This is a genomic window from Burkholderia sp. BC1 (assembly GCF_052683555.1).
The window spans coordinates 121269-140124 of the sequence record NZ_JBQYLP010000001.1; the positions used below are offsets into that span (position 1 = coordinate 121269).

Sequence of the window (18856 nt, forward strand, 5' to 3'; positions counted from 1 at the left end):
GCAACGCTGCGCGAGCGCGAGCCTTTTGCGTCAAATCGGCTAAAATTGCGGGTTTTCACTCAGTCAGCACCGCCGCCCCCGCGCGCCCCGCTGACGATCCACCCGCAATGTCTCTCTTTCGCAAGAAAAACGTCGATCGCATGATCGCCGGCGCGCACGCCGCCGGACTCAAGAAGGCGCTCGGCGCGATCGACCTGACCTTCCTCGGCATCGGCGCGATCATCGGCACCGGCATCTTCGTGCTGACCGGCACCGGCGCCGTGCAGGCCGGCCCCGCCCTGATGCTGTCGTTCGTGATCGCCGCGATCGCCTGCGGCCTCGCCGCGCTGTCGTACGCGGAGTTCGCGTCGACGATCCCGGTCGCCGGCTCGATCTACACGTATTCGTATGCGACGCTCGGCGAACTCGTCGCGTGGATCATCGGCTGGGATCTGATGCTCGAATACGGGCTCGCGGCATCGGCCGTGTCGGTCGGCTGGTCGGGCTATCTGCAGTCGCTGCTGCAGGGCTTCGGGCTCACGCTGCCGACCGTGCTGACCGCCGCGCCGGGTGCGGTGCCTGGCGTCGTCACGTGGTTCAACCTGCCCGCCTTCCTCGTGATGATCGTGATCACGACGCTGCTGTCGATCGGGATCCGCGAATCGACGCGCATCAACAACGTGATGGTGTTCATCAAGGTCTCGGTCGTGCTGCTCGTGATCGCGGTCGGCCTGTTCCACGTGACGCCCGCGAACTGGAAGCCGTTCATGCCGCACGGCTGGAACGGCGTGTTCGGCGCGGCCGCCGTGATGTTCTTCGCGTTCATCGGCTTCGACGCGGTGTCGTCCGCGGCCGAGGAAGTGAAGAATCCGAAGCGCGACCTGCCGATCGGCATCATCGCGTCGCTCGCGGTGTGCGCGGTGCTCTACGTGACGGTCGCGGCGGTCGCCACCGGCATCGTGCCGTCCGCGCAGTACGCGAGCATCTCGCACCCGATCTCGTACGCGCTGCAGGTCGCCGGCGAGAAATGGGTCGCCGGCTTCATCGATCTCGGCGCGGTGCTCGGCATGCTGACCGTGATTCTCGTGATGAGCTACGGGCAGACGCGGATCATCTTCGCGATGTCGCGCGACGGGCTGCTGCCGGCCACGCTGTCGCGCGTGCATCCGCGCTACGCGACGCCGTTCCTGACGACCTGGCTCGTCGGCCTGTTCTTCGGACTGATCGCCGCGCTCGTGCCGCTGAACGTGCTCGCGGAGCTGATCAACATCGGCACGCTCGCCGCGTTCTCGATGGTGTCGATCGCGGTGCTCGTGCTGCGCCGCACGCACCCGCACCTGCCGCGCGCGTTCCGCTGCCCGGGCGTGCCGGTGGTGCCGCTGCTCGCGGTCGCGGCGTGCGTGTTCCTGATGGTGAATCTGCAGCCGGTCACCTGGATCGCGTTCGGCGTGTGGCTCGTGATCGGTCTCGCCGTCTATTTCCTCTATTCGCGACACCATTCGAAGCTCGCCCGCGGCCACGCGGAGTAATCCCGCGCGCGGCGCAGCGACGCGCCGCCCGCACCGACGGCGCGCCCGCCTTGCGAGCGCGCCGTTTTGTTTTGCAGCCGCCGCGGCACGCCGAGCACGTCCGCGGCAGGCGGTTCATAATGCGCGCAATCAACGAGGGAACGACGATGGAAAGTGTGGATCTCGACGTGCTGAAATCGAGCGCGCGCTGGCTCGACGAAGGTCGCCGCGTGCTGCTCGTGACGGTCGTGAAGACGTGGGGCTCGTCGCCGCGCCCGGAAGGCGCGATGCTCGCGGTGCGCGAAGACGGACTCGTGGTCGGCTCGGTGTCGGGCGGCTGCATCGAGGACGATCTGATCGCGCGCGTGCATGCGAACGGCATCGCGCGCGACGCGCGGCCGGAAGCGGTCAAGTACGGCGTAACGGCCGAAGAAGCGCACCGCTTCGGGCTGCCGTGCGGCGGCACGATCCAGCTCGTGCTCGAGCCGCTGACGCGCGACAGCGGAATCGCGGCGCTCTGCGCGGAAGTCGAGGCGGGCCGCCTCGTCACGCGCACGATGACGCTCGCGACGGGCCGCGCGTCGCTCTCGCCGGCACAGGCGACCGACGGGCTCACGTTCGACGGCGAGCGGCTCGTGACGATCCACGGCCCGCGCTACCGGATGCTCGTGATCGGCGCCGGGCAGCTGTCGCGCTATCTGTGCCAGATCGCGGTCGGGCTCGACTATCAGGTGACGGTCTGCGATCCGCGCGAAGAATACACGGACGGCTGGGACGTGCCCGGCACGCGCATCGTGCGCACGATGCCCGACGATACGGTGCTCGACATGAAGCTCGACGCGCGCTCGGCGGTGATCGCGCTCACGCACGATCCGAAGCTCGACGATCTCGCGCTGATGGAGGCGCTGAAGACGCCCGCGTTCTACGTCGGCGCGCTCGGCTCGCGGCGCAACAACGCGGCGCGCCGCGAGCGGCTGCGCGAATTCGATCTGAGCGAAGCGGAACTGAGCCGGCTGCACGGGCCGGCCGGCATCTACATCGGCAGCCGCACGCCGCCGGAAATCGCGATCTCGATTCTCGCCGAGGTCACGGCCGCGAAGAACAACGTGTCGCTGCCGACGATCCTGCAGGTCGAAGGCGCGAAAGCCGCGCGCGAGATCGCCGCGAACGGCGGCGCGACCTGCGGGCTCTGAGGCCGGCGCGGCCGCACGCGCGGTCGCACCGCGAAGGCGACGCGCGCAATGCGCCGCGCTGCCCGTGCCATCACGCGAGGCCGGCGGCGAGCGCCGCGGCCACCGAGCCGGCGACCAGCACGACGCCGACGGTGCGCCGCTTGTTCAGCTCGGTCCAGAGCAGCACGCCGGTCAGCGACAGCAGGATCAGCGAGCCCGCGATCGTATCCATCAGCAGCACCCAGCCGATGCTCATCCCGACGCCGCGATGCAGATTGTTCAGCGTCGTCAGGAACGTGTTGCCCGTGCGCTTCACCGACACGTAGCCGTTGCCGACCCAGTATTCGGCCTGCAGGTTCTGCCGCGGCCCGAACAGGCCCATCTGCCAATGCTCGGGCTGCATCACGTGCCGGTCGCCCCACGCGACCGGCTGCGCGGGCTCCTTGCGCACGCGCCCCGGACGGCCTTCGAAATGCAGTTCGCGCTGCAACCACTTCGTCATCGCGGCCGGCGTCTTCGGCGCCGGGTCCGGCAGCGCGAGCTGCAACTGCTCGACCTGCGGCTCGCCCGTCGCGATCTTCAGCGGTGGCGCGCGATGATTGAGCAGCACGCCCGTCACGCCGAACAGCAGCCCGAGTACCGCGCCCCATAGCCCGACCCAGCCGTGTACCTTGCGCAGCCACTTGATGAAGGTCGCGCGGCGCGACCGCGAACGGCGTGCCGCCAGCTCGGCATCGGTCAGCGGACGGGCGGACGGATGCAGCATGGCAACGCCCTCGCGGGGCAAGTCCGCGTGGAGCGGATCGATCGTTTCGGGCGCGTTCACGCGAAAGCTTCCATTCTTCAAAACGACGGGCGGCGCGCCGGTTCGCGCGCCGCCCGCTCAACATGAAATGAGAATGGCTATCATTACACAAATCGAGATGCGCCTCAACGGCGGCGAGCCGGCGGCGGCGCCGTGCGATCGGAAAAAAGCGATACGAAGGCGTGCGATCGCGGGGTGATGGCAGACCGTTGCGCACGAATCGCGACAGAAAGCCGTTTGTATTATTCGCGCACCGCGTGACCGCCGGAGCGCGGTCAGCGCACTCAGCGCAGCGGCGGCAACGGAAAGCGCGGCGCGGCCGCGTCGGCCGGCGCATCCGTGCGATCGAGCGCATAGAGCCACGCGAGCAGGTCCGCGACGGCCTGATAGAGCTGCGGCGGGATCCGGTCGTCGAGATCGACCTGCATCAGCAGCGACACCATCTCGGGCGCCGTATGCACGTAGAGCCCGGCCTCCTTCGCGCGCGCGACGATCATCTCCGCGAGCGCGCCATAGCCCTTCGCGACGACGCGCGGCGCCGTATCGCCGCCCTTCGGATCGTAGACGAGCGCTGCCGCGCGCTTGCGGTGCGGCGTCGTCATCGCAAGGCTCCGTCGTCGGGCGGCACCGGCGGTACCGGCGCCATAGCGCCGCCGGCCGCCGCGTGCGCATAGGCGCTGGCCGCCGCCTGCGCCGCAAACACGTCGAACGCCTCGGGCTGCTCGTCGACCGCGCGAATCGACAGGCCGCCGAGCTGCAGCCCCGATCCCTCGAACCGCCGCCGCAGCGCAGGTTCGTGCTGAGCGAGCCGCGCGGCGCCCGCCTGGTTCGCGCGCAGTCGCGCGACGAGCTGCGCGCCGTTCAGCACGAGTTCGGCGTCGACCGTGCCGAGCGTCGGCAGCGTCAGCGTGAGCCGCGTGCGCCACGCGATGCCGTCGCCCGCGTCGTCGCCGCTGCGCGGCGCGTGCCCGCCCGACTCGTCGGGCTCGATCGTCCAGTCGACGCGCACGCCCGGCCACGCTTCGCCGGTCCAACGAAACTGGTCGGTCGCGAGCGTGTCGAGTTGCTGCCGGACGATCGGCACGGCCGCCGGATGCACGGGCGTCGGCGGCGCCGCGTCGGACGGCGCTGCGGCGTCGGCCGGACGCGCAACCGACGCGCGCCAGTCGGCGAGTTCGTGCAGGGGATCGGTGGCGTCCGCCGCCGCGCGCGCGAGCGGCGGATGCGGCTGAGCGCCCGGCATCGGTTCCGGCGCGGACCCGGCCGGGCGCGCGCCGCCCGACGCAGCGGCGCCCGACGCAACGGCGCCCGGCTGCACCGCCGCACGCGCGGACGGCAGCGACAGGCGCGGCGTGAGCAAGGCATCGAGCGCATCGTCGTCCGGCGCGGCGTCCGGATCGGCCGACGTCTGCGCGATCGCGATGCGCGCCTGCGGCTCGCGCAGCAGCGCCGCGAGTGGCCGCTGGCCGGCGAACCACTGCGCGAGATGGGATTCGTAGAAGAGGCCGCTTTCGCCGACGGCCTGCGCGAGCGCCGCCCGCAATGCGCCGGCGAGCGATGGAGGTGCGGCTTCGGCGGCAGAGGCCTTCGCGGCGCCCGAGGCGGACGCAACGGCCGCATGCCCGGACTGCCCGGCGGCGCCATCCGCCGCCGCGGCGAACAGCGCCGCCGGATCGGGTACGAGCGGCATGCGGCCCACGACGGCAGGCGTGGCATCGCCGCCCGTGCGCGCGATCGCGTCGAGCACGCGCGCGACATCGGACAGCGCGGTCTGCGTGGAGGCAGCCGGCGGCTGCGGCAGCGCGCCGCCCGCCTCGGACGACGGCGCGACGCCGGCGCCCGGCGTGCCGACCTGCGCCGCCGCACCGCCGGCGGCCGCCGACGCTACGCCGCCGGTCAGCAGGCTATCGAGACGGCTCGCGAGCAGCGCGGCCGCAACGGAGTCGATACCGGTCATGATCGGAGCCTGCTCACCTCGGCCACATCGTTGCGCACTCCGGGAACGAGGCCGCCGCGCTGCCCCGGAATACGGACTCTAGCCGCGCGTGCGGTAGAGCTCGGTCAATACCTTGGTCGAACGCCGCGTCTCGAACAGCGCGGACAGCCGCGCGACTTCGGGGCTCGCGAGATCGCGGATCGCCGCGTCGTCCGCGAGGATCCGGCGGATCAGCGCGAGCTTGCGGCCCAGTTCCGATTCGTCGAGCGCGATGTCCCGCTCGGCCTCCTTCAGCGCATCGACGAGCCGCAGATACTCGTCCTGCAGCCCCGACAGCGCATGCCAGTCGGCGCCGCGCGCCGCGCGCAGCATCCGGCCCGATACGGCCGCGAGCGCCTCGTAGCGTGCGAAGTAGTCGGCCTTGCGATTCATCTCGGCATATCGCCCGTCTGCTGCGCGGCCATCCGCGCGACTTCGGGGCCGATGCCGGTCCATGCTTCCTCGAGCGTCGCGAGCAGTCCGTCGATCTCGACCAGCATCGCGTCGCTCGCCTGCGCGTTCGCTTCGAGCAGCCGCCGGCCGATATACGCGTACAGCGCGTCGAGGCGCGCGGCGATCTCGCCGCCCGCCTCGCGGTTCAGCGCGGCCTGCAGGCCGCTTTCGACGATGCGGATCGCCTTGCCGATCGCGTCGCCGCGCGCCGGCACGTTGCCCTGCTGCAGATGCATGCGCGCGAGCGCGACGGCCTGGCGCGCGCCCTGATAGAGCATCGCGATCAGCCGGTGCGGTGAGGCGCCCATCACCCCGGTCTCGACGCCGACACGCGCGTAGGCATTGGCTCCAGCGTGTCCTGGGGAAAACATGCGCTTCTCCTTGTTGATGCTTGGCTATGACGGGAGCCGCTGCCGTGCGTCGCACGGCGCGGTTTTCTCCCTGAGTTATCGGAAAGGAACGGGAAAGCTTTAGGTGCGCGGCGCGGCGAGCGGTGCGCGGCGCAGCGGGCCCCGCGGCACGGCCGCGGGCCGGCGCGGCGGCCGGCGACGAAGGCGGGGCAGCGGCCCGCGCGTCACACCGACATCTGCATGATGTCGTTGTAAGCGCTCACGAGCTTGTTGCGGACCTGCAGCCCGAACTGGAAACCGATATTGGCCTTCTGCATGTCGACCATCACGTCGTTCAGCGACACGTTCGCCGCGCCGACCTCGAACGCCTGCGCTTCGCCGAGCGCGCGCTGCTGGTCGCCGCTGATCTTGTCGAGCGAGGCCTTCATCGCGCTCGCGAACGTGCCGGCCGTCGCCGCGCCCGAGCCGGCGAGCGCGGCCGCCGGGCTCGCGACGCCGCCCGACGCCTGCGCGGCCATCGCCTGCATCTGTTGCAACACCGAACCGATTCCGCTGACGTTCGCAGTCATGCTGTCCCCAGACATAGAAAGAAATGACCCGGCCGCACCGGGCGATCCGCGCGTGCGCAATCGCCGCACCATCCCGGATCGCGAAAAAGAATAGCAGCGCACCGTGCGGCAAAGCCGCGAAAGTACGGGGGAAACCCGGCTCTTTTCGGTCGATCGAGACCGGGCGCGGATACCGATAATCGCATCGTGTCATTGTCCGCCCGCTCGTCCGAGCGGCTCAGTCGTCCCGCTCCGGAGAACCTCGACGCATGGATTCGCAGGCCAATTCGCTGATCAATCCCGATGCCCGCGCGGGCCTCGCCAGCCCGGCGCCCGGCGCCGCCGCGGCCGCCGCGCTGCCGGGCGCGGGCGGCGCGGGCGCGGATTTCGGGCTCGGCGGCTTCGCGGAACGCATTCCGGGCATCGCGCGGATGAAGGGCAATCCGAAGCTGCCGTTCCTGATCGCCGTCGCGTTCGCGGTCGCGGTCGTCACGGCGCTCGTGCTGTGGAGCCGGGCGCCCGACTATCGCGTGCTGTACAGCAACCTGTCCGACCGCGACGGCGGCGCGATCATCGCCGCGCTGCAGCAGGCCAACGTGCCCTACAAGTTCGCCGACGCCGGCGGCGCGATCCTCGTGCCGGCGGCCCAGGTGCACGAAACGCGGCTCAAGCTCGCGGCGCTCGGGCTGCCGAAGGGCGGCGCGGTCGGCTTCGAGCTGATGGACAACCAGAAGTTCGGGATCAGCCAGTTCGCCGAACAGGTCAATTACCAGCGCGCGCTCGAAGGCGAGCTGCAGCGCACGATCGAGTCGATCAACGCCGTGCGCGGCGCGCGCGTGCATCTCGCGATTCCGAAGCCGTCCGTATTCGTCCGCGATCGCGAGGCGCCGAGCGCGTCGGTGTTCGTCGATCTGTACCCGGGGCGCGTGCTCGACGAAGGCCAGGTGCAGGCGATCACGCGGATGGTGTCGTCCGGCGTGCCCGACATGCCGGCGAAGAACGTAACGATCGTCGACCAGGACGGCAACCTGCTCACGCAGCCGGCGTCGGCGACCGGCCTCGACGCGAGCCAGCTCAAATACGTGCAGCAGGTCGAGCGCAACACGCAGAAGCGCATCGACGCGATCCTCGCGCCGATCTTCGGCGCCGGCAACGCGCGCTCGCAGGTCAGCGCCGACATCGACTTCTCGAAGCTCGAACAGACGTCCGAAAGCTACGGCCCGAACGGTTCGCCGCAGCAGGCGGCGATCCGCAGCCAGCAGACCAGCACGTCGACCGAGCTCGCACAAAGCGGCGCGTCGGGCGTGCCGGGCGCGCTGTCGAACACGCCGCCGCAGCCGGCGTCCGCGCCGATCGTCGCCGGCAACGGCGCAAACGCGCCGCAGACGACGCCGGTCAGCGACCGCAAGGACCAGACGACCAACTACGAGCTCGACAAGACGATCCGCCACGTCGAGCAGCCGATGGGCACCGTGAAGCGGCTGTCGGTCGCCGTCGTCGTCAACTATCAGCCGGTCGCCGACGCGAAGGGCCACGTGACGATGCAGCCGCTGCCGCCCGCGAAGCTCGCGCAGATCGAGCAGCTCGTGAAGGACGCGATGGGCTACGACGCGAAGCGCGGCGACTCGGTGAACGTGATGAACAGCGCGTTCTCGACCGCGACCGATCCGAACGCCGATCTGCCGTGGTGGCGCCAGCCCGACATGATCGCGCTCGCGAAGGAAGCGGCGAAGTGGCTCGGCATCGCGGCGGCCGCGGCGGCGCTCTACTTCATGTTCGTGCGGCCGGCGATGCGCCGCGCGTTCCCGCCGCCCGAGCCGCCGGCGCCGGCGCTCGCGCTGCCGGGCGAGCCGGTCGTGCTCGACGGGCTGCCGGCCCCCGAGCCGGAAGACGAGTCCGATACGGCGCTGCTCGCCTTCGAAAACGAGAAGAACCGCTACGAACGCAACCTCGACTACGCGCGCACGATCGCCCGCCAGGATCCGAAGATCGTTGCGACCGTCGTGAAGAACTGGGTGTCCGATGAACGCTGAAGGCTTGACCAAAAGCGCGCTGCTGCTGATGTCGATCGGCGAGGAAGAAGCCGCGCAGGTATTCCGCTTCCTCGCGCCGCGCGAGGTGCAGAAGATCGGCGCCGCGATGGCCGCGCTGAAGAACGTCACGCGCGAGCAGGTCGAGGACGTGCTGCAGGAGTTCGTGAAGGAAGCCGAGCAGCACACCGCGCTGTCGCTCGATTCGAGCGAATACATCCGCTCGGTGCTGACGAAGGCGCTCGGCGAGGACAAGGCCGGCGTGCTGATCGACCGCATCCTGCAGGGCAGCGACACGAGCGGCATCGAAGGGCTCAAGTGGATGGACTCGGGCGCGGTGGCCGAGCTGATCAAGAACGAGCATCCGCAGATCATCGCGACGATCCTCGTCCATCTCGATCGCGATCAGGCCTCCGAGATCGCGTCGTGCTTCACCGAGCGGCTGCGCAACGACGTGATCCTGCGCATCGCCACGCTCGACGGCATTCAGCCGGCCGCGCTGCGCGAGCTCGACGACGTGCTGACGAGCCTGCTGTCCGGCAGCGACAACCTGAAGCGCAGCCCGATGGGCGGCATCCGCACGGCGGCCGAGATCCTGAACTTCATGACGAGCGTGCACGAGGAAGGCGTGCTCGAAAGCGTGCGCCAGTACGACCCGGACCTCGCGCAGAAGATCGTCGACCAGATGTTCGTGTTCGAGAACCTGCTCGACCTCGAGGATCGTGCGATCCAGATGGTGCTGAAGGAAGTCGAGTCCGAGACGCTGATCGTTGCGCTCAAGGGCGCGCCGCCGCCGCTGCGCCAGAAGTTCCTCGCGAACATGTCGCAGCGCGCGGCCGAACTGCTCGCCGAGGATCTCGACGCGCGCGGGCCGGTGCGCGTGTCCGAAGTCGAGACGCAGCAGCGCCGCATCCTGCAGATCGTGCGCAACCTCGCCGAGAGCGGCCAGATCGTGATCGGCGGCAAGGCGGAAGACGCGTATGTCTGATCCGGCCAGCGCCCGCACGCTCACCGCGTACCAGCGGTGGGAGATGGCGTCGTTCGATCCGCCGCCGCCCCCGCCGCCGCCCGACGATGCGGCCGCGGCCGCCGCCGCGCTCGCCGAGGAACTGCAGCGCGTGCGCGACGCCGCGCACGCCGAAGGGCATGCGGCCGGCCACGTCGAAGGCCAGGCGCGCGGCTATCAGGCCGGCTTCGAGCAGGGCCGGCAGCAGGGATTCGAGGCCGGCCAGGCCGAAGCGCGCGAACAAGCCGCGCAGCTCGCGGCGCTGGCCGCATCGTTTCGCGAAGCGCTCGCGAGCGCCGAGCACGATCTCGCGGCCGACGTCGCGCAGCTCGCGCTCGAGATCGCGCAGCAGGTCGTGCGTCAGCACGTGAAGCACGATCCGGCCGCGCTCGTCGCGGCGGTGCGCGACGTGCTGGCCGCCGAGCCCGCGCTGTCCGGCGCGCCGCATCTGGCCGTCAACCCGGCCGATCTGCCGGTCGTCGAAGCCTATCTGCAGGACGATCTCGATGCGCTCGGCTGGAGCGTGCGCACCGATGCGTCGATCGAACGCGGCGGCTGCCGCGCGCACGCGGCGACCGGCGAAGTCGATGCGACGCTGCCGACGCGCTGGCAGCGCGTCGCGGCCGCGATCGGCAAGGTGAGCACGTGGTGACGCCGCATACGCCCGAGTCGCTCGCGCAGGGCGCGATGACGCCGCTCGAGCGTGAACTCGCGCGCGCGTCGCGCGGGCCGGACGCCTTGGACGACACGCACGACACGGCCGATGCCCACGCCGCACCGGCCGCCGACCGCGCGGCGCAGCGTACGTCGTCCGCGCCCGACGCGCGGCGCGCGCCGCACAATCCGCATCTCGCGCACTGGCGCGAACATCTGCACGCGCTGTCGGCGCGCAGCCAGCGCGCGCTGCCGCTGCGCCCGTGCGGGCGCCTCACGCGCGCGGCCGGGCTCGTGCTCGAGGCGATCGGACTGCGCCTCTCCGTCGGCGCCGAATGCACGATCGAATTGCCGCCGGGCAGCACGCTGCCCTATGCGGAGGCGGAAGTCGTCGGCTTCTCCGGCGAGCGCCTGTTCCTGATGCCGACCACCGACGTCGCGGGCGTGCTGCCCGGCGCGCGCGTGTGGCCGCTCGAACGGGCGCCCGTCGCCGATCCGCTCGCCGGCGCGAAACGGCTGCCGGTCGGCTGGGAAATGCTGGGTCGCGTCGTCGATGCGGCCGGGCGCCCGCTCGACGGGCTCGGCCCGCTCGCGTCGAAGGTCGACGCGCCGCTGTCCGCGCCGTCGATCAATCCGCTCGATCGCGAACCGATTCATCACGTGCTCGACGTCGGCGTCCGCGCGATCAACGCGCTGCTCACCGTCGGCCGCGGGCAGCGCATGGGGCTGTTCGCGGGCTCGGGCGTCGGCAAGTCGGTGCTGCTCGGCACGATGGCGCGCTACACGAGCGCCGAGGTGATCGTGATCGGCCTGATCGGCGAACGCGGCCGCGAAGTGAAGGAATTCATCGAACAGATCCTCGGCGAGGACGGGCTCGCGCGCTCGGTCGTCGTCGCGGCGCCGGCCGACGTGTCGCCGCTGCTGCGGATGCAGGGCGCCGCGTATGCGACGTCGCTCGCCGAATACTTCCGCGACCAGGGCAAGCACGTGCTGCTGCTGATGGATTCGCTGACGCGCTATGCGATGGCGCAGCGCGAGATCGCGCTCGCGATCGGCGAACCGCCGGCGACGAAGGGCTATCCGCCCTCGGTGTTCGCGAAGCTGCCGGCACTCGTCGAGCGCACCGGCAACGGGCCCGAAGGCGGCGGCTCGATCACCGCGTTCTACACGGTGCTGACCGAAGGCGACGACCAGCAGGATCCGATCGCCGATTCGGCGCGGGCGATCCTCGACGGCCATATCGTGCTGTCGCGCGCGCTCGCCGAGGCCGGTCACTATCCGGCGATCGACATCGAGGCGTCGATCAGCCGCGCGATGACCGCGCTGATCGACGATACGCATCTCGACCGCGTCCGCCATTTCAAGCAGATGCTGTCGCGCTATCAGCGCAACCGCGATCTGATCGCGGTCGGCGCGTACGCACCGGGCCGCGACGCGCAGCTCGACCGCGCGATCGCGCTCTATCCGCGCATCGAAGCGTTCCTGCAGCAGGGCTTTCGCGAATGCGCACCGTTCGCGTCGAGCCTCGCGGCGCTCGATGCGTTGTTCGATTCCTGAATCCGTTCGCGGATCCACCCGGTCCCTGGAGGCTCACGCAAATGGCACACGGTTTCCCGCTTCAACTGCTGCTCGATCGCGCGCAGGAAGACCTCGACGACGCCGCGAAGCAGCTCGGCACCGCGCAGCGCGACCGCACGGCCGCGGCCGAACAGCTCGACGCGCTGCTGCGCTATCGCGACGAATATCACGCGCGCTTCGCGCAGTCGGCGCAGCACGGGATGCCGGCCGGCAACTGGCGCAACTTCCAGGCGTTCATCGACACGCTCGATGCGGCGATCGCGCAGCAGCGCAGCGTGCTCGCCGCCGCCGAACTGCGGATCGACGAGGCGCGGCCGAACTGGCAGCAGAAGAAGCGCACCGTCGGCTCGTACGAGATCCTGCAGGCGCGCGGCGTCGCGCAGGAAGCGCAGCGCGCGGCGAAGCGCGAGCAGCGCGAAGCCGACGAGCACGCGGCGAAGATCCTGCGCATGCGGGCCGACGCGGCCCGGACGTCGTAACCCGCCCACCGCCTTCGAACGAGAGAATCGCCATGCCTTCCCCGTCCCTGACCGGCGCCCTGATCGATACCGTCGGCGCCGCGCTGAAAGCCGCGGGCCGCAGCGCGTCGTCCGCCGCGAGCGGCGACCGCGATGCCGCGACGCCCGCCACGGCGCCGTTCGCGCAGACGCTGCAGCAACGCGTCGATACGCGGCACGACGCCGACCGTACCGCGACCGCCGACACCGCACCGCCGAAATCGGCCGACGCGAAGCCGGTCGCGGCCAAAGCGGACGACGACGACGCGTCGCCGGACCAGGCGCACGCGTCGACCGCGGCGAATCCCGATGCGGCCGCACTCGCGGCGGCCGCGGCCGTCCAGGCCCAGCTGCAGGCGCACGCGGACGGCGCGTCGGCCGCCGACGCGTCCGCGCAGTCCGCCGCAGCGGACGGCCAGCCGACGCTCGCGACGACCGCTTCGACGACCGCCGGCACCGCGCCGGACGCCACGTCGGCGGCCGCCCCCGCGACAACGCGCGACGCGCTGCATGCGGCGCTCGACAAACTGACCGGCGGTGCCGGCGCCGTCGCGCTGCCGGCGTCGGGCGCGGCTGCGCCGTCGAGCGCCGCAACGGCCGCGGCGCCGCTGACGCCGTCGATCCCGAAGGCGCCGACGTTCGGCCATGTGCTCGCCGATGCGAAGGGCGCGGCGCCGCAGGCGCAAATGCAAACGCAGGCGCAAGCGCAAGCCGCCGCGCAGCCGGCATCGGCCGCACAGCCGAGCGCAGCCGCGACGCAGCCCGACGCGCAGACGGCCGCTGCCGCGACCGACGCAGCCGAACCGAATGCCGCCGCAACGCTCGCGGCGGCTGCCGCCACCGCCGCCGCGCATGCGAACCTGCCGACGCCGCCCGCATCGGCCGCGATCGCCGCGGCGAACGCGCACGTGCTCGCGCCGCCGGTCGGCACCGCCGACTGGACGGACGCGTTGAGCCAGAAGGTCGTGTTCCTGTCGAATGCGCACCAGCAGAGCGCCGAGCTGACGCTGAACCCGCCGGATCTCGGGCCGCTGCAGGTCGTGCTGCGCGTCGCGGACAACCACGCGCATGCGCTGTTCGTATCGCAGCATGCGCAGGTGCGCGACGCGGTCGAAGCCGCGCTGCCGAAGCTGCGCGACGCGATGGAAGCGGGCGGGCTCGGGCTCGGCAGCGCGACCGTCAGCGACGGCGGCTTCGCATCGCAGCAGCAGCCGCAACAGCAGTTCGCCGGCGGCCGGCCGTCGCAGCGCGCGGGCGGCGGGTCGTCAGGCGCCGATGCACCGGTCGACGCCGCGGCATCCGCGACGGCCGCAACGAGCGCCGCCGTCGTGCAGCGCGCGGGCCTCGTCGATACGTTCGCCTGAACATCGCGCCGCGCCGCACGGTGCTCAGCGGCCGTGCACGGTGGCCGCGGGCTGATCGCGCGGCACACCGCCCTTGCGCGCGGCAACGATGAAGTCCGCCGCGCGTTCGCCGATCATCACCGACGGCGCGTTCGTGTTGCCGCCGATCAGCGTCGGCATCACCGATGCATCGACGACGCGCAACCCTTCGACGCCGCGCACGCGCAATTGCGGATCGACGACCGCGCGCGCATCCGAGCCCATCCGGCAGGTGCCGACCGGGTGATAGATCGTGTCCGCATGCGCGACGATCGCTTCGCGCAGCTCGGCTTCGCTCTGATCCGGATGCGTGTACAGCTCGCGACCGCCGTGCGAGGCGAGCGGCGGCTGCGACAGGATGCGGCGCATCGCCTGCGCGCCGCGCACGAGCAGGTCGAGATCGCGCGAATCGCTGAAAAAGCGCGGATCGATCAGCGGCGCGTCGCGCGCGTCGCCGCTCGCAAGCGCGACCGTGCCGCGGCTGTACGGACGCAGCGCACACACGTGCAGCGAATAGCCGAATCCCCAGTGCATCCTGCGATTGTGATCGTCGACGAGCGCCGTGCAGAAATGCAGCTGCAGGTCCGGCCGATCGAGCGACGGATCGCTCTTGATGAAGCCGCCCGCTTCCGCGACGTTGCTCGTCATCATTCCCGTGCGGCTCGAGAAATAGCGAGCGAGCGCGGGCGTCATCTTCGCGATCCCGCGCAGGCAGATGCCGACCAGCTCCGACGAATTCACGCGCGTGTTGATGATGAAGTCGATGTGGTCGATCAGGTTTTCGCCGACGTCCGGCGCATCGTGCACGACCGCGATCCCGTGCCGGCGCAGCTGCGCGGCGGGCCCGATGCCCGAGCACATCAGCAGTTGCGGCGAGTTGAACGCGCCCGCCGACAGGATCACTTCCGCGCGCGCGCCGAGCGTCTCGATGCGCCCGTTGCGCGACACCGCGACGCCGACCGCACGCTTGCCGTCGAAGCCGACGCGCAGCACGGTCGCATCGGTGATCACGTGCAGGTTCGGCCGGTTGCGGCCGTAGATGTACGCGCGTGCGACGCTGCAGCGCGACCCGTCGCGATGCGTGACCTGATAGAAGCCGACGCCTTCCTGCGTCGCGCCGTTGAAGTCGTCGTTGAGCGGATAGCCGGCTGCATGCGCGGCTTCGATGAATCGTTCGGAGAACGGATTGCGAAAGCGCAGATCCGATACCGTCAGCGGACCGTCGGCGCCATGCCATGCGTCGGCGCCGCGCTGGTTGCCTTCCGCGCGGCGGAAATACGGCAGCACGTCCTGCCAGCCCCAGCCGGTCGCGCCGAGCTGCGCCCATTCGTCGTAGTCGCTCGGATGGCCGCGCGTATAGATCATCGCGTTGATCGCGCTCGAGCCGCCCATGCCACGGCCGCGCGGCTGATAGCCGCGGCGCCCGCCCAAGCCCGGCTGCGGCACGGTCTCGTAACCGTAGTTCGTGCGCAGCTTGAACGGCACGAGCGCCGCGATGCCGACCGGCATGTTGACGAGCAGATTGCGCTCGGTGTGCGGGCCGGCTTCGATGAGTGCGATCGTCGCGTCCGGGCACGCGTCGGCGAGGCGCGCGGCGACGCTCGAACCGCCCGAGCCGCCGCCGACGATGATGTAGTCGTATTGCATGTCACGTCTCCTTCGTGTCATGCGGGGCGCCCGGCGCGGCCCGGGTCCCGCTTGTAATGTTCGGGCATTGTAGGAACGGCCGTCCGCTGCGCGGCGCGACGATTCAAGAGCGATTCCTCTAAACGTGCGCGTGGACTAAATTTAAGATGTGCCGATTGACTGCGCGCGATGCACCGGCCGCCAGAAGCCGATCCGTCGCGAAACGGGAGAGAGACGATGCAGCGTCAGGTTCTGCAGGCCGCATGCCGCCCCGACGACCGGGACGCGCCGCGCGGCCTGCGCATTTCATTTCAAACGCGCATGTGCGCGGCCACGCATGGTACGACGCGCGCGCCCGGCGCGAATCGAACGGCGATAGCCATCGCCGACCGTTTGGACGGTCTGCGCGCGCAACGATTCGACGGATCGCACGCAGTGTCCCGTGCGCGCGTCGCCGCGCACGGCAACGGTGCATCGCCCGGTGATCGCTCGTTGCAGGTGCGCCGCCATTCAATGCTGCGCGATGCCGAGCACGCATGCCGCGCGCGGCGTACTCCGTGCTGCGTCACCGTCGCGCGGGCGCGACGCTTGCCGTCCCGCCTCGCCCGCTGCCGCCCGACGCGCCCCGACATCCTGAAGGAGACGACATGAAGAACGATCTGCCCGAACTGGCGCCGCAAGCGCAGCCGTCGATCGACGCACTCGATACGCTGCTGCGCGAGCAGCGCGCGGCCTATCTGCGTGCGCCGTATCCGGCATGGGAGACGCGCGCGCGGCATCTGCGCGCGCTGCGCACGATGCTGATCGACCACGCGGACGCGCTCGCCGATGCGATCAGCGCCGACTTCGGCCATCGTTCGAAGCAGGAAGTGCTGCTCGCGGAAATCTGGATGGCGAAGGAAGAGATCGACGATGCGCTGCGGCACGGCAAACGCTGGATGAAGCCGATGCGCAAGCCGATGAACAAGTGGCTGCGCCCCGCACGCGCGAAGGTGATCCCGCAGCCGCTCGGCGTGGTCGGCATCGTCGCGCCGTGGAACTACCCCGTGCTGCTCGCGGCCGGCCCGCTCGTCTGCGCGCTCGCGGCCGGCAATCGCGCGATGATCAAGATGTCCGAACTGACGCCGCGCACGGCGGCGTTGTTCGAGCAGTTGATCGCGACGACGTTCGCGCGCGACGACGTCGCCGTCGTGAACGGCGATGCGCAGGTCGGCGCCGCGTTCAGCGCGCTGCCGTTCGATCACCTGTTGTTTACCGGTTCGACGCAAGTGGGCCGCCACGTGATGCGCGCGGCGGCCGACAACCTCACGCCCGTGACACTCGAACTCGGCGGCAAGTCGCCGGCGATCATCGGTCCGAACGCGCGCTTCGATGCGGCCGTCGACGCGATCGTCGCCGGCAAGACGCTGAACGCCGGGCAGACCTGCATCGCGCCCGACTACGTGCTGCTGCCGCGCGGCATGGAGGCCGCGTTCATCGAGCGCGCACGCGCCCGCTTCGCGACGCTCTATCCCGATCTGCAGAACAGCGGCGACTACACGACGATCGTGTCCGGCCGCCATTTCGCGCGGCTGCAGCAACTCGCGAGCGACGCGCAGGCGGCGGGCGCGCAGCTGCACGCGCTGTCCGACGCGGCATCCGATCCGGCGTCGCGCCGCTTCGTGCCGTGTGCGCTCACGCACGTGCCGGCGTCGGCGCAGGTGATGCACGAGGAGATCTTCGGGCCGCTGCTGCCGCTCGTGCCGTACGAGCGGCTCGACGAAGCGATCGCGTACGTGAACGCGCGCCCGCGTCCGCTCGCGCTTTATCTGTTCGACGAGGATGCCGGCACGATCGAGCGCGTGATGCACGAGACCATCTCCGGCGGCGTGACGGTCAACGAGACGCTGATGCACATCGCGTGCGGCAGCCTGCCGTTCGGCGGCGTCGGCGCGAGCGGGATGGGCGCGTATCACGGCTACGACGGCTTCGTCACGTTCTCGAAGATGAAGCCGGTCGTCATGCAGCCGCGGATCAACCTGCGCGGACTGATCGCGCCGCCGTACGGCAAGCGCTTCGCGGCGGTGATCAAGCTGATGCTGAAGTTCTAGGGTCTACCGACATACGGAAGGGGCTGGCGTCGCGGCAAGAGCGACCGTGCGACGCAGCCCGTCCTCGTTGTATTCGCAAGACACGCCACGCGGCGAGCGGCCATCATCGGCAGATACACGTGGCCGCCGTTGCCGCGCGTGCCGTCACACCGGCCACAGCGGCCCTTCCTGCATCGCGCCGATCTGCTCGCGCAGTTCGAGCACGCGCGCTTCCCAGTATCGATGCGTGTTGAACCACGGAAACGCGGCCGGGAATGCGGGATCGTCCCAGCGTCGCGCGAGCCACGCCGCGTAGTGGATCAGCCGCAACGTGCGCAGCGCTTCGACGAGATGCAGCTCGCGCGGCTCGAATTCGCAGAAATCCTCGTAGCCGGCGAGCAGGTCCGCGAGCGCGCGCGATGCGCCCGCGCGATCGCCGGGCAGCAACAGCCACAGATCCTGCACCGCGGGCGCCATCCGGCTGTCGTCGAAGTCGACGAAATGCGGGCCCGCATCGGTCCACAGCACGTTGCTCGGATGGCAGTCGCCATGCGTGCGCAGCAGGCGGATCTCGCCTGCGCGCTCGAACGCCGCCTCGACACCTTCGAGCGCGAGCGCGACGGCCGTTTCGTACGCGGGGCGTACGTCGTCGGGAATGAAATCGTGCGCGAGCAGATAGTCGCGCGGCTCGTAGCCGAACGTGCGGATGTCGAGCGACGGACGCGCGACGTACGGTTGCGTCGCACCGACCGCATGAATGCGGCCGATGAATCGGCCGAGCCATTCGAGCGTATCGCTGCGATCGAGATCGGGCGCGCGGCCGCCGCGGCGCTCGAAGATCGAGAAGCGGAAGCCGCCGAACGCATGCAGCGTGCGGCCGTCGAAGGTGCGCGCCGGCACGGCCGGAATCTCGCGCGCGGCGAGTTCGGCGACGAATGCGTGTTCCTCGAGGATCGCTTCGTCAGACCAGCGCGCCGGACGGTAAAACTTCGCGACGACGGGCGGGCCGTCTTCGACGCCGACCTGATAGACGCGGTTTTCGTAGCTGTTCAGCGCAAGGAGGCGCCCGTCGGTCCGCAGACCGGCCGGCATCAGCACGCTGTCGAGCGCATCGAGCACGCACTCGGGCGTGAGACCGGCAAACGGCGGGCCGTCGGGAGAAGCGGGGGCGGAGGTGACGTCGTTCATCCCCCGCATTGTGCCGCGCGCCGCGCCGAAAGACGA

Annotated in this window: 19 protein-coding genes; 11 read left to right on the forward strand and 8 right to left on the reverse strand. The window is 70.5% G+C overall.

All coding sequences use genetic code 11. From position 1 onward, the window contains the following. The first annotated feature begins 107 nt into the window (after positions 1-107). A complete protein-coding gene (locus tag ACSHSS_RS00610; protein WP_006402719.1) occupies positions 108-1508 on the forward strand; it encodes an amino acid permease in 1401 nt (466 codons plus the stop codon). A gap of 146 nt (positions 1509-1654) precedes the next feature. Continuing rightward, complete coding sequence (locus tag ACSHSS_RS00615; protein ID WP_212161282.1) at positions 1655-2680, forward strand: XdhC family protein; 1026 nt, start codon at positions 1655-1657, stop codon at positions 2678-2680. Positions 2681-2750: 70 nt separating this feature from the next. Here the strand turns inward: ACSHSS_RS00615 and ACSHSS_RS00620 are convergent, their stop codons facing one another. Then, positions 2751-3485 (reverse strand): PepSY-associated TM helix domain-containing protein, encoded by a 735-nt coding sequence (locus tag ACSHSS_RS00620; RefSeq protein ID WP_212161278.1) that lies wholly within the window; start codon positions 3483-3485, stop codon positions 2751-2753. Between ACSHSS_RS00620 and ACSHSS_RS00625 the strand changes: the two genes are divergently transcribed. After that, positions 3424-3663 carry a hypothetical protein gene (locus ACSHSS_RS00625; protein WP_212161329.1) on the forward strand — a complete coding sequence of 80 codons (240 nt, stop codon included), beginning with the start codon at positions 3424-3426 and terminating at the stop codon, positions 3661-3663. The genes ACSHSS_RS00620 and ACSHSS_RS00625 overlap by 62 nt on opposite strands. Before the next feature lie 85 nt (positions 3664-3748). On the opposite strand, the gene ACSHSS_RS00630 is transcribed toward ACSHSS_RS00625, so the two are convergent. The 5 genes from ACSHSS_RS00630 to fliE form a co-directional block, all read right to left on the reverse strand. Next, positions 3749-4066 (reverse strand): EscU/YscU/HrcU family type III secretion system export apparatus switch protein, encoded by a 318-nt coding sequence (locus ACSHSS_RS00630; protein ID WP_006402715.1) that lies wholly within the window; start codon positions 4064-4066, stop codon positions 3749-3751. Beyond that, positions 4063-5421 carry a flagellar hook-length control protein FliK gene (gene fliK / locus ACSHSS_RS00635; protein ID WP_261512941.1) on the reverse strand — a complete coding sequence of 453 codons (1359 nt, stop codon included), beginning with the start codon at positions 5419-5421 and terminating at the stop codon, positions 4063-4065. Before fliK ends, ACSHSS_RS00630 begins: the two co-directional genes overlap by 4 nt. 78 nt (positions 5422-5499) lie before the next feature. Then, on the reverse strand, positions 5500-5832 hold the full coding sequence (locus ACSHSS_RS00640; protein WP_006407159.1) for a flagellar protein FliT: 333 nt from the start codon (positions 5830-5832) through the stop codon (positions 5500-5502). Next, on the reverse strand, positions 5829-6263 hold the full coding sequence (fliS, locus tag ACSHSS_RS00645) for a flagellar export chaperone FliS (RefSeq protein WP_212160684.1): 435 nt from the start codon (positions 6261-6263) through the stop codon (positions 5829-5831). Before fliS ends, ACSHSS_RS00640 begins: the two co-directional genes overlap by 4 nt. 203 nt (positions 6264-6466) lie before the next feature. Further along, positions 6467-6811, reverse strand: coding sequence for a flagellar hook-basal body complex protein FliE (gene fliE / locus ACSHSS_RS00650; protein ID WP_012214333.1), 345 nt, complete (start codon positions 6809-6811; stop codon positions 6467-6469). 248 nt (positions 6812-7059) lie between these two features. On the opposite strand from fliE, the gene fliF reads away from it, so the two are divergent. Genes fliF through ACSHSS_RS00680 form a run of 6 tightly spaced genes read left to right on the forward strand, consistent with a single transcriptional unit; the run spans position 7060 to position 13919 of the window. Then, a complete protein-coding gene (gene fliF / locus ACSHSS_RS00655) occupies positions 7060-8823 on the forward strand; it encodes a flagellar basal-body MS-ring/collar protein FliF (RefSeq protein WP_212160673.1) in 1764 nt (587 codons plus the stop codon). Further along, entirely contained in the window at positions 8813-9808 is a 996-nt protein-coding gene (gene fliG / locus ACSHSS_RS00660) for a flagellar motor switch protein FliG (RefSeq protein WP_006402963.1), read from the forward strand. The genes fliF and fliG overlap by 11 nt, the downstream gene beginning before the upstream one ends. Continuing rightward, positions 9801-10478 carry a flagellar assembly protein FliH gene (gene fliH / locus ACSHSS_RS00665; RefSeq protein WP_006402964.1) on the forward strand — a complete coding sequence of 226 codons (678 nt, stop codon included), beginning with the start codon at positions 9801-9803 and terminating at the stop codon, positions 10476-10478. The genes fliG and fliH overlap by 8 nt, the downstream gene beginning before the upstream one ends. Continuing rightward, positions 10472-12037, forward strand: coding sequence for a flagellar protein export ATPase FliI (gene fliI, locus ACSHSS_RS00670; protein ID WP_253596531.1), 1566 nt, complete (start codon positions 10472-10474; stop codon positions 12035-12037). Before fliH ends, fliI begins: the two co-directional genes overlap by 7 nt. Positions 12038-12078: 41 nt before the next feature. Continuing rightward, positions 12079-12537, forward strand: a complete 459-nt coding sequence (gene fliJ, locus ACSHSS_RS00675; protein ID WP_006415419.1) for a flagellar export protein FliJ — start codon at positions 12079-12081, stop codon at positions 12535-12537. 32 nt (positions 12538-12569) lie between these two features. Next, entirely contained in the window at positions 12570-13919 is a 1350-nt protein-coding gene (locus ACSHSS_RS00680; RefSeq protein ID WP_261512939.1) for a flagellar hook-length control protein FliK, read from the forward strand. A gap of 24 nt (positions 13920-13943) precedes the next feature. Here ACSHSS_RS00680 and ACSHSS_RS00685 read toward each other — a convergent pair whose 3' ends face one another. Further along, positions 13944-15584: a GMC family oxidoreductase gene (locus tag ACSHSS_RS00685; protein ID WP_048805551.1), complete on the reverse strand. Its 1641-nt coding sequence runs from the start codon at positions 15582-15584 to the stop codon at positions 13944-13946. A 216-nt stretch (positions 15585-15800) separates the two neighbouring features. On the opposite strand from ACSHSS_RS00685, the gene ACSHSS_RS00690 reads away from it, so the two are divergent. Both ACSHSS_RS00690 and ACSHSS_RS00695 read left to right on the forward strand, forming a co-directional pair. Further along, the gene (locus ACSHSS_RS00690; protein ID WP_261512937.1) at positions 15801-16214 is read left to right on the forward strand and encodes a hypothetical protein; all 414 of its coding nucleotides are present in this window, start codon (positions 15801-15803) and stop codon (positions 16212-16214) included. Beyond that, positions 16211-17653, forward strand: a complete 1443-nt coding sequence (locus ACSHSS_RS00695) for a coniferyl aldehyde dehydrogenase (RefSeq protein ID WP_261512935.1) — start codon at positions 16211-16213, stop codon at positions 17651-17653. Before ACSHSS_RS00690 ends, ACSHSS_RS00695 begins: the two co-directional genes overlap by 4 nt. Before the next feature lie 144 nt (positions 17654-17797). Here ACSHSS_RS00695 and ACSHSS_RS00700 read toward each other — a convergent pair whose 3' ends face one another. Beyond that, entirely contained in the window at positions 17798-18820 is a 1023-nt protein-coding gene (locus ACSHSS_RS00700) for a serine/threonine protein kinase (protein ID WP_006413292.1), read from the reverse strand. Positions 18821-18856 lie beyond the last annotated feature (36 nt).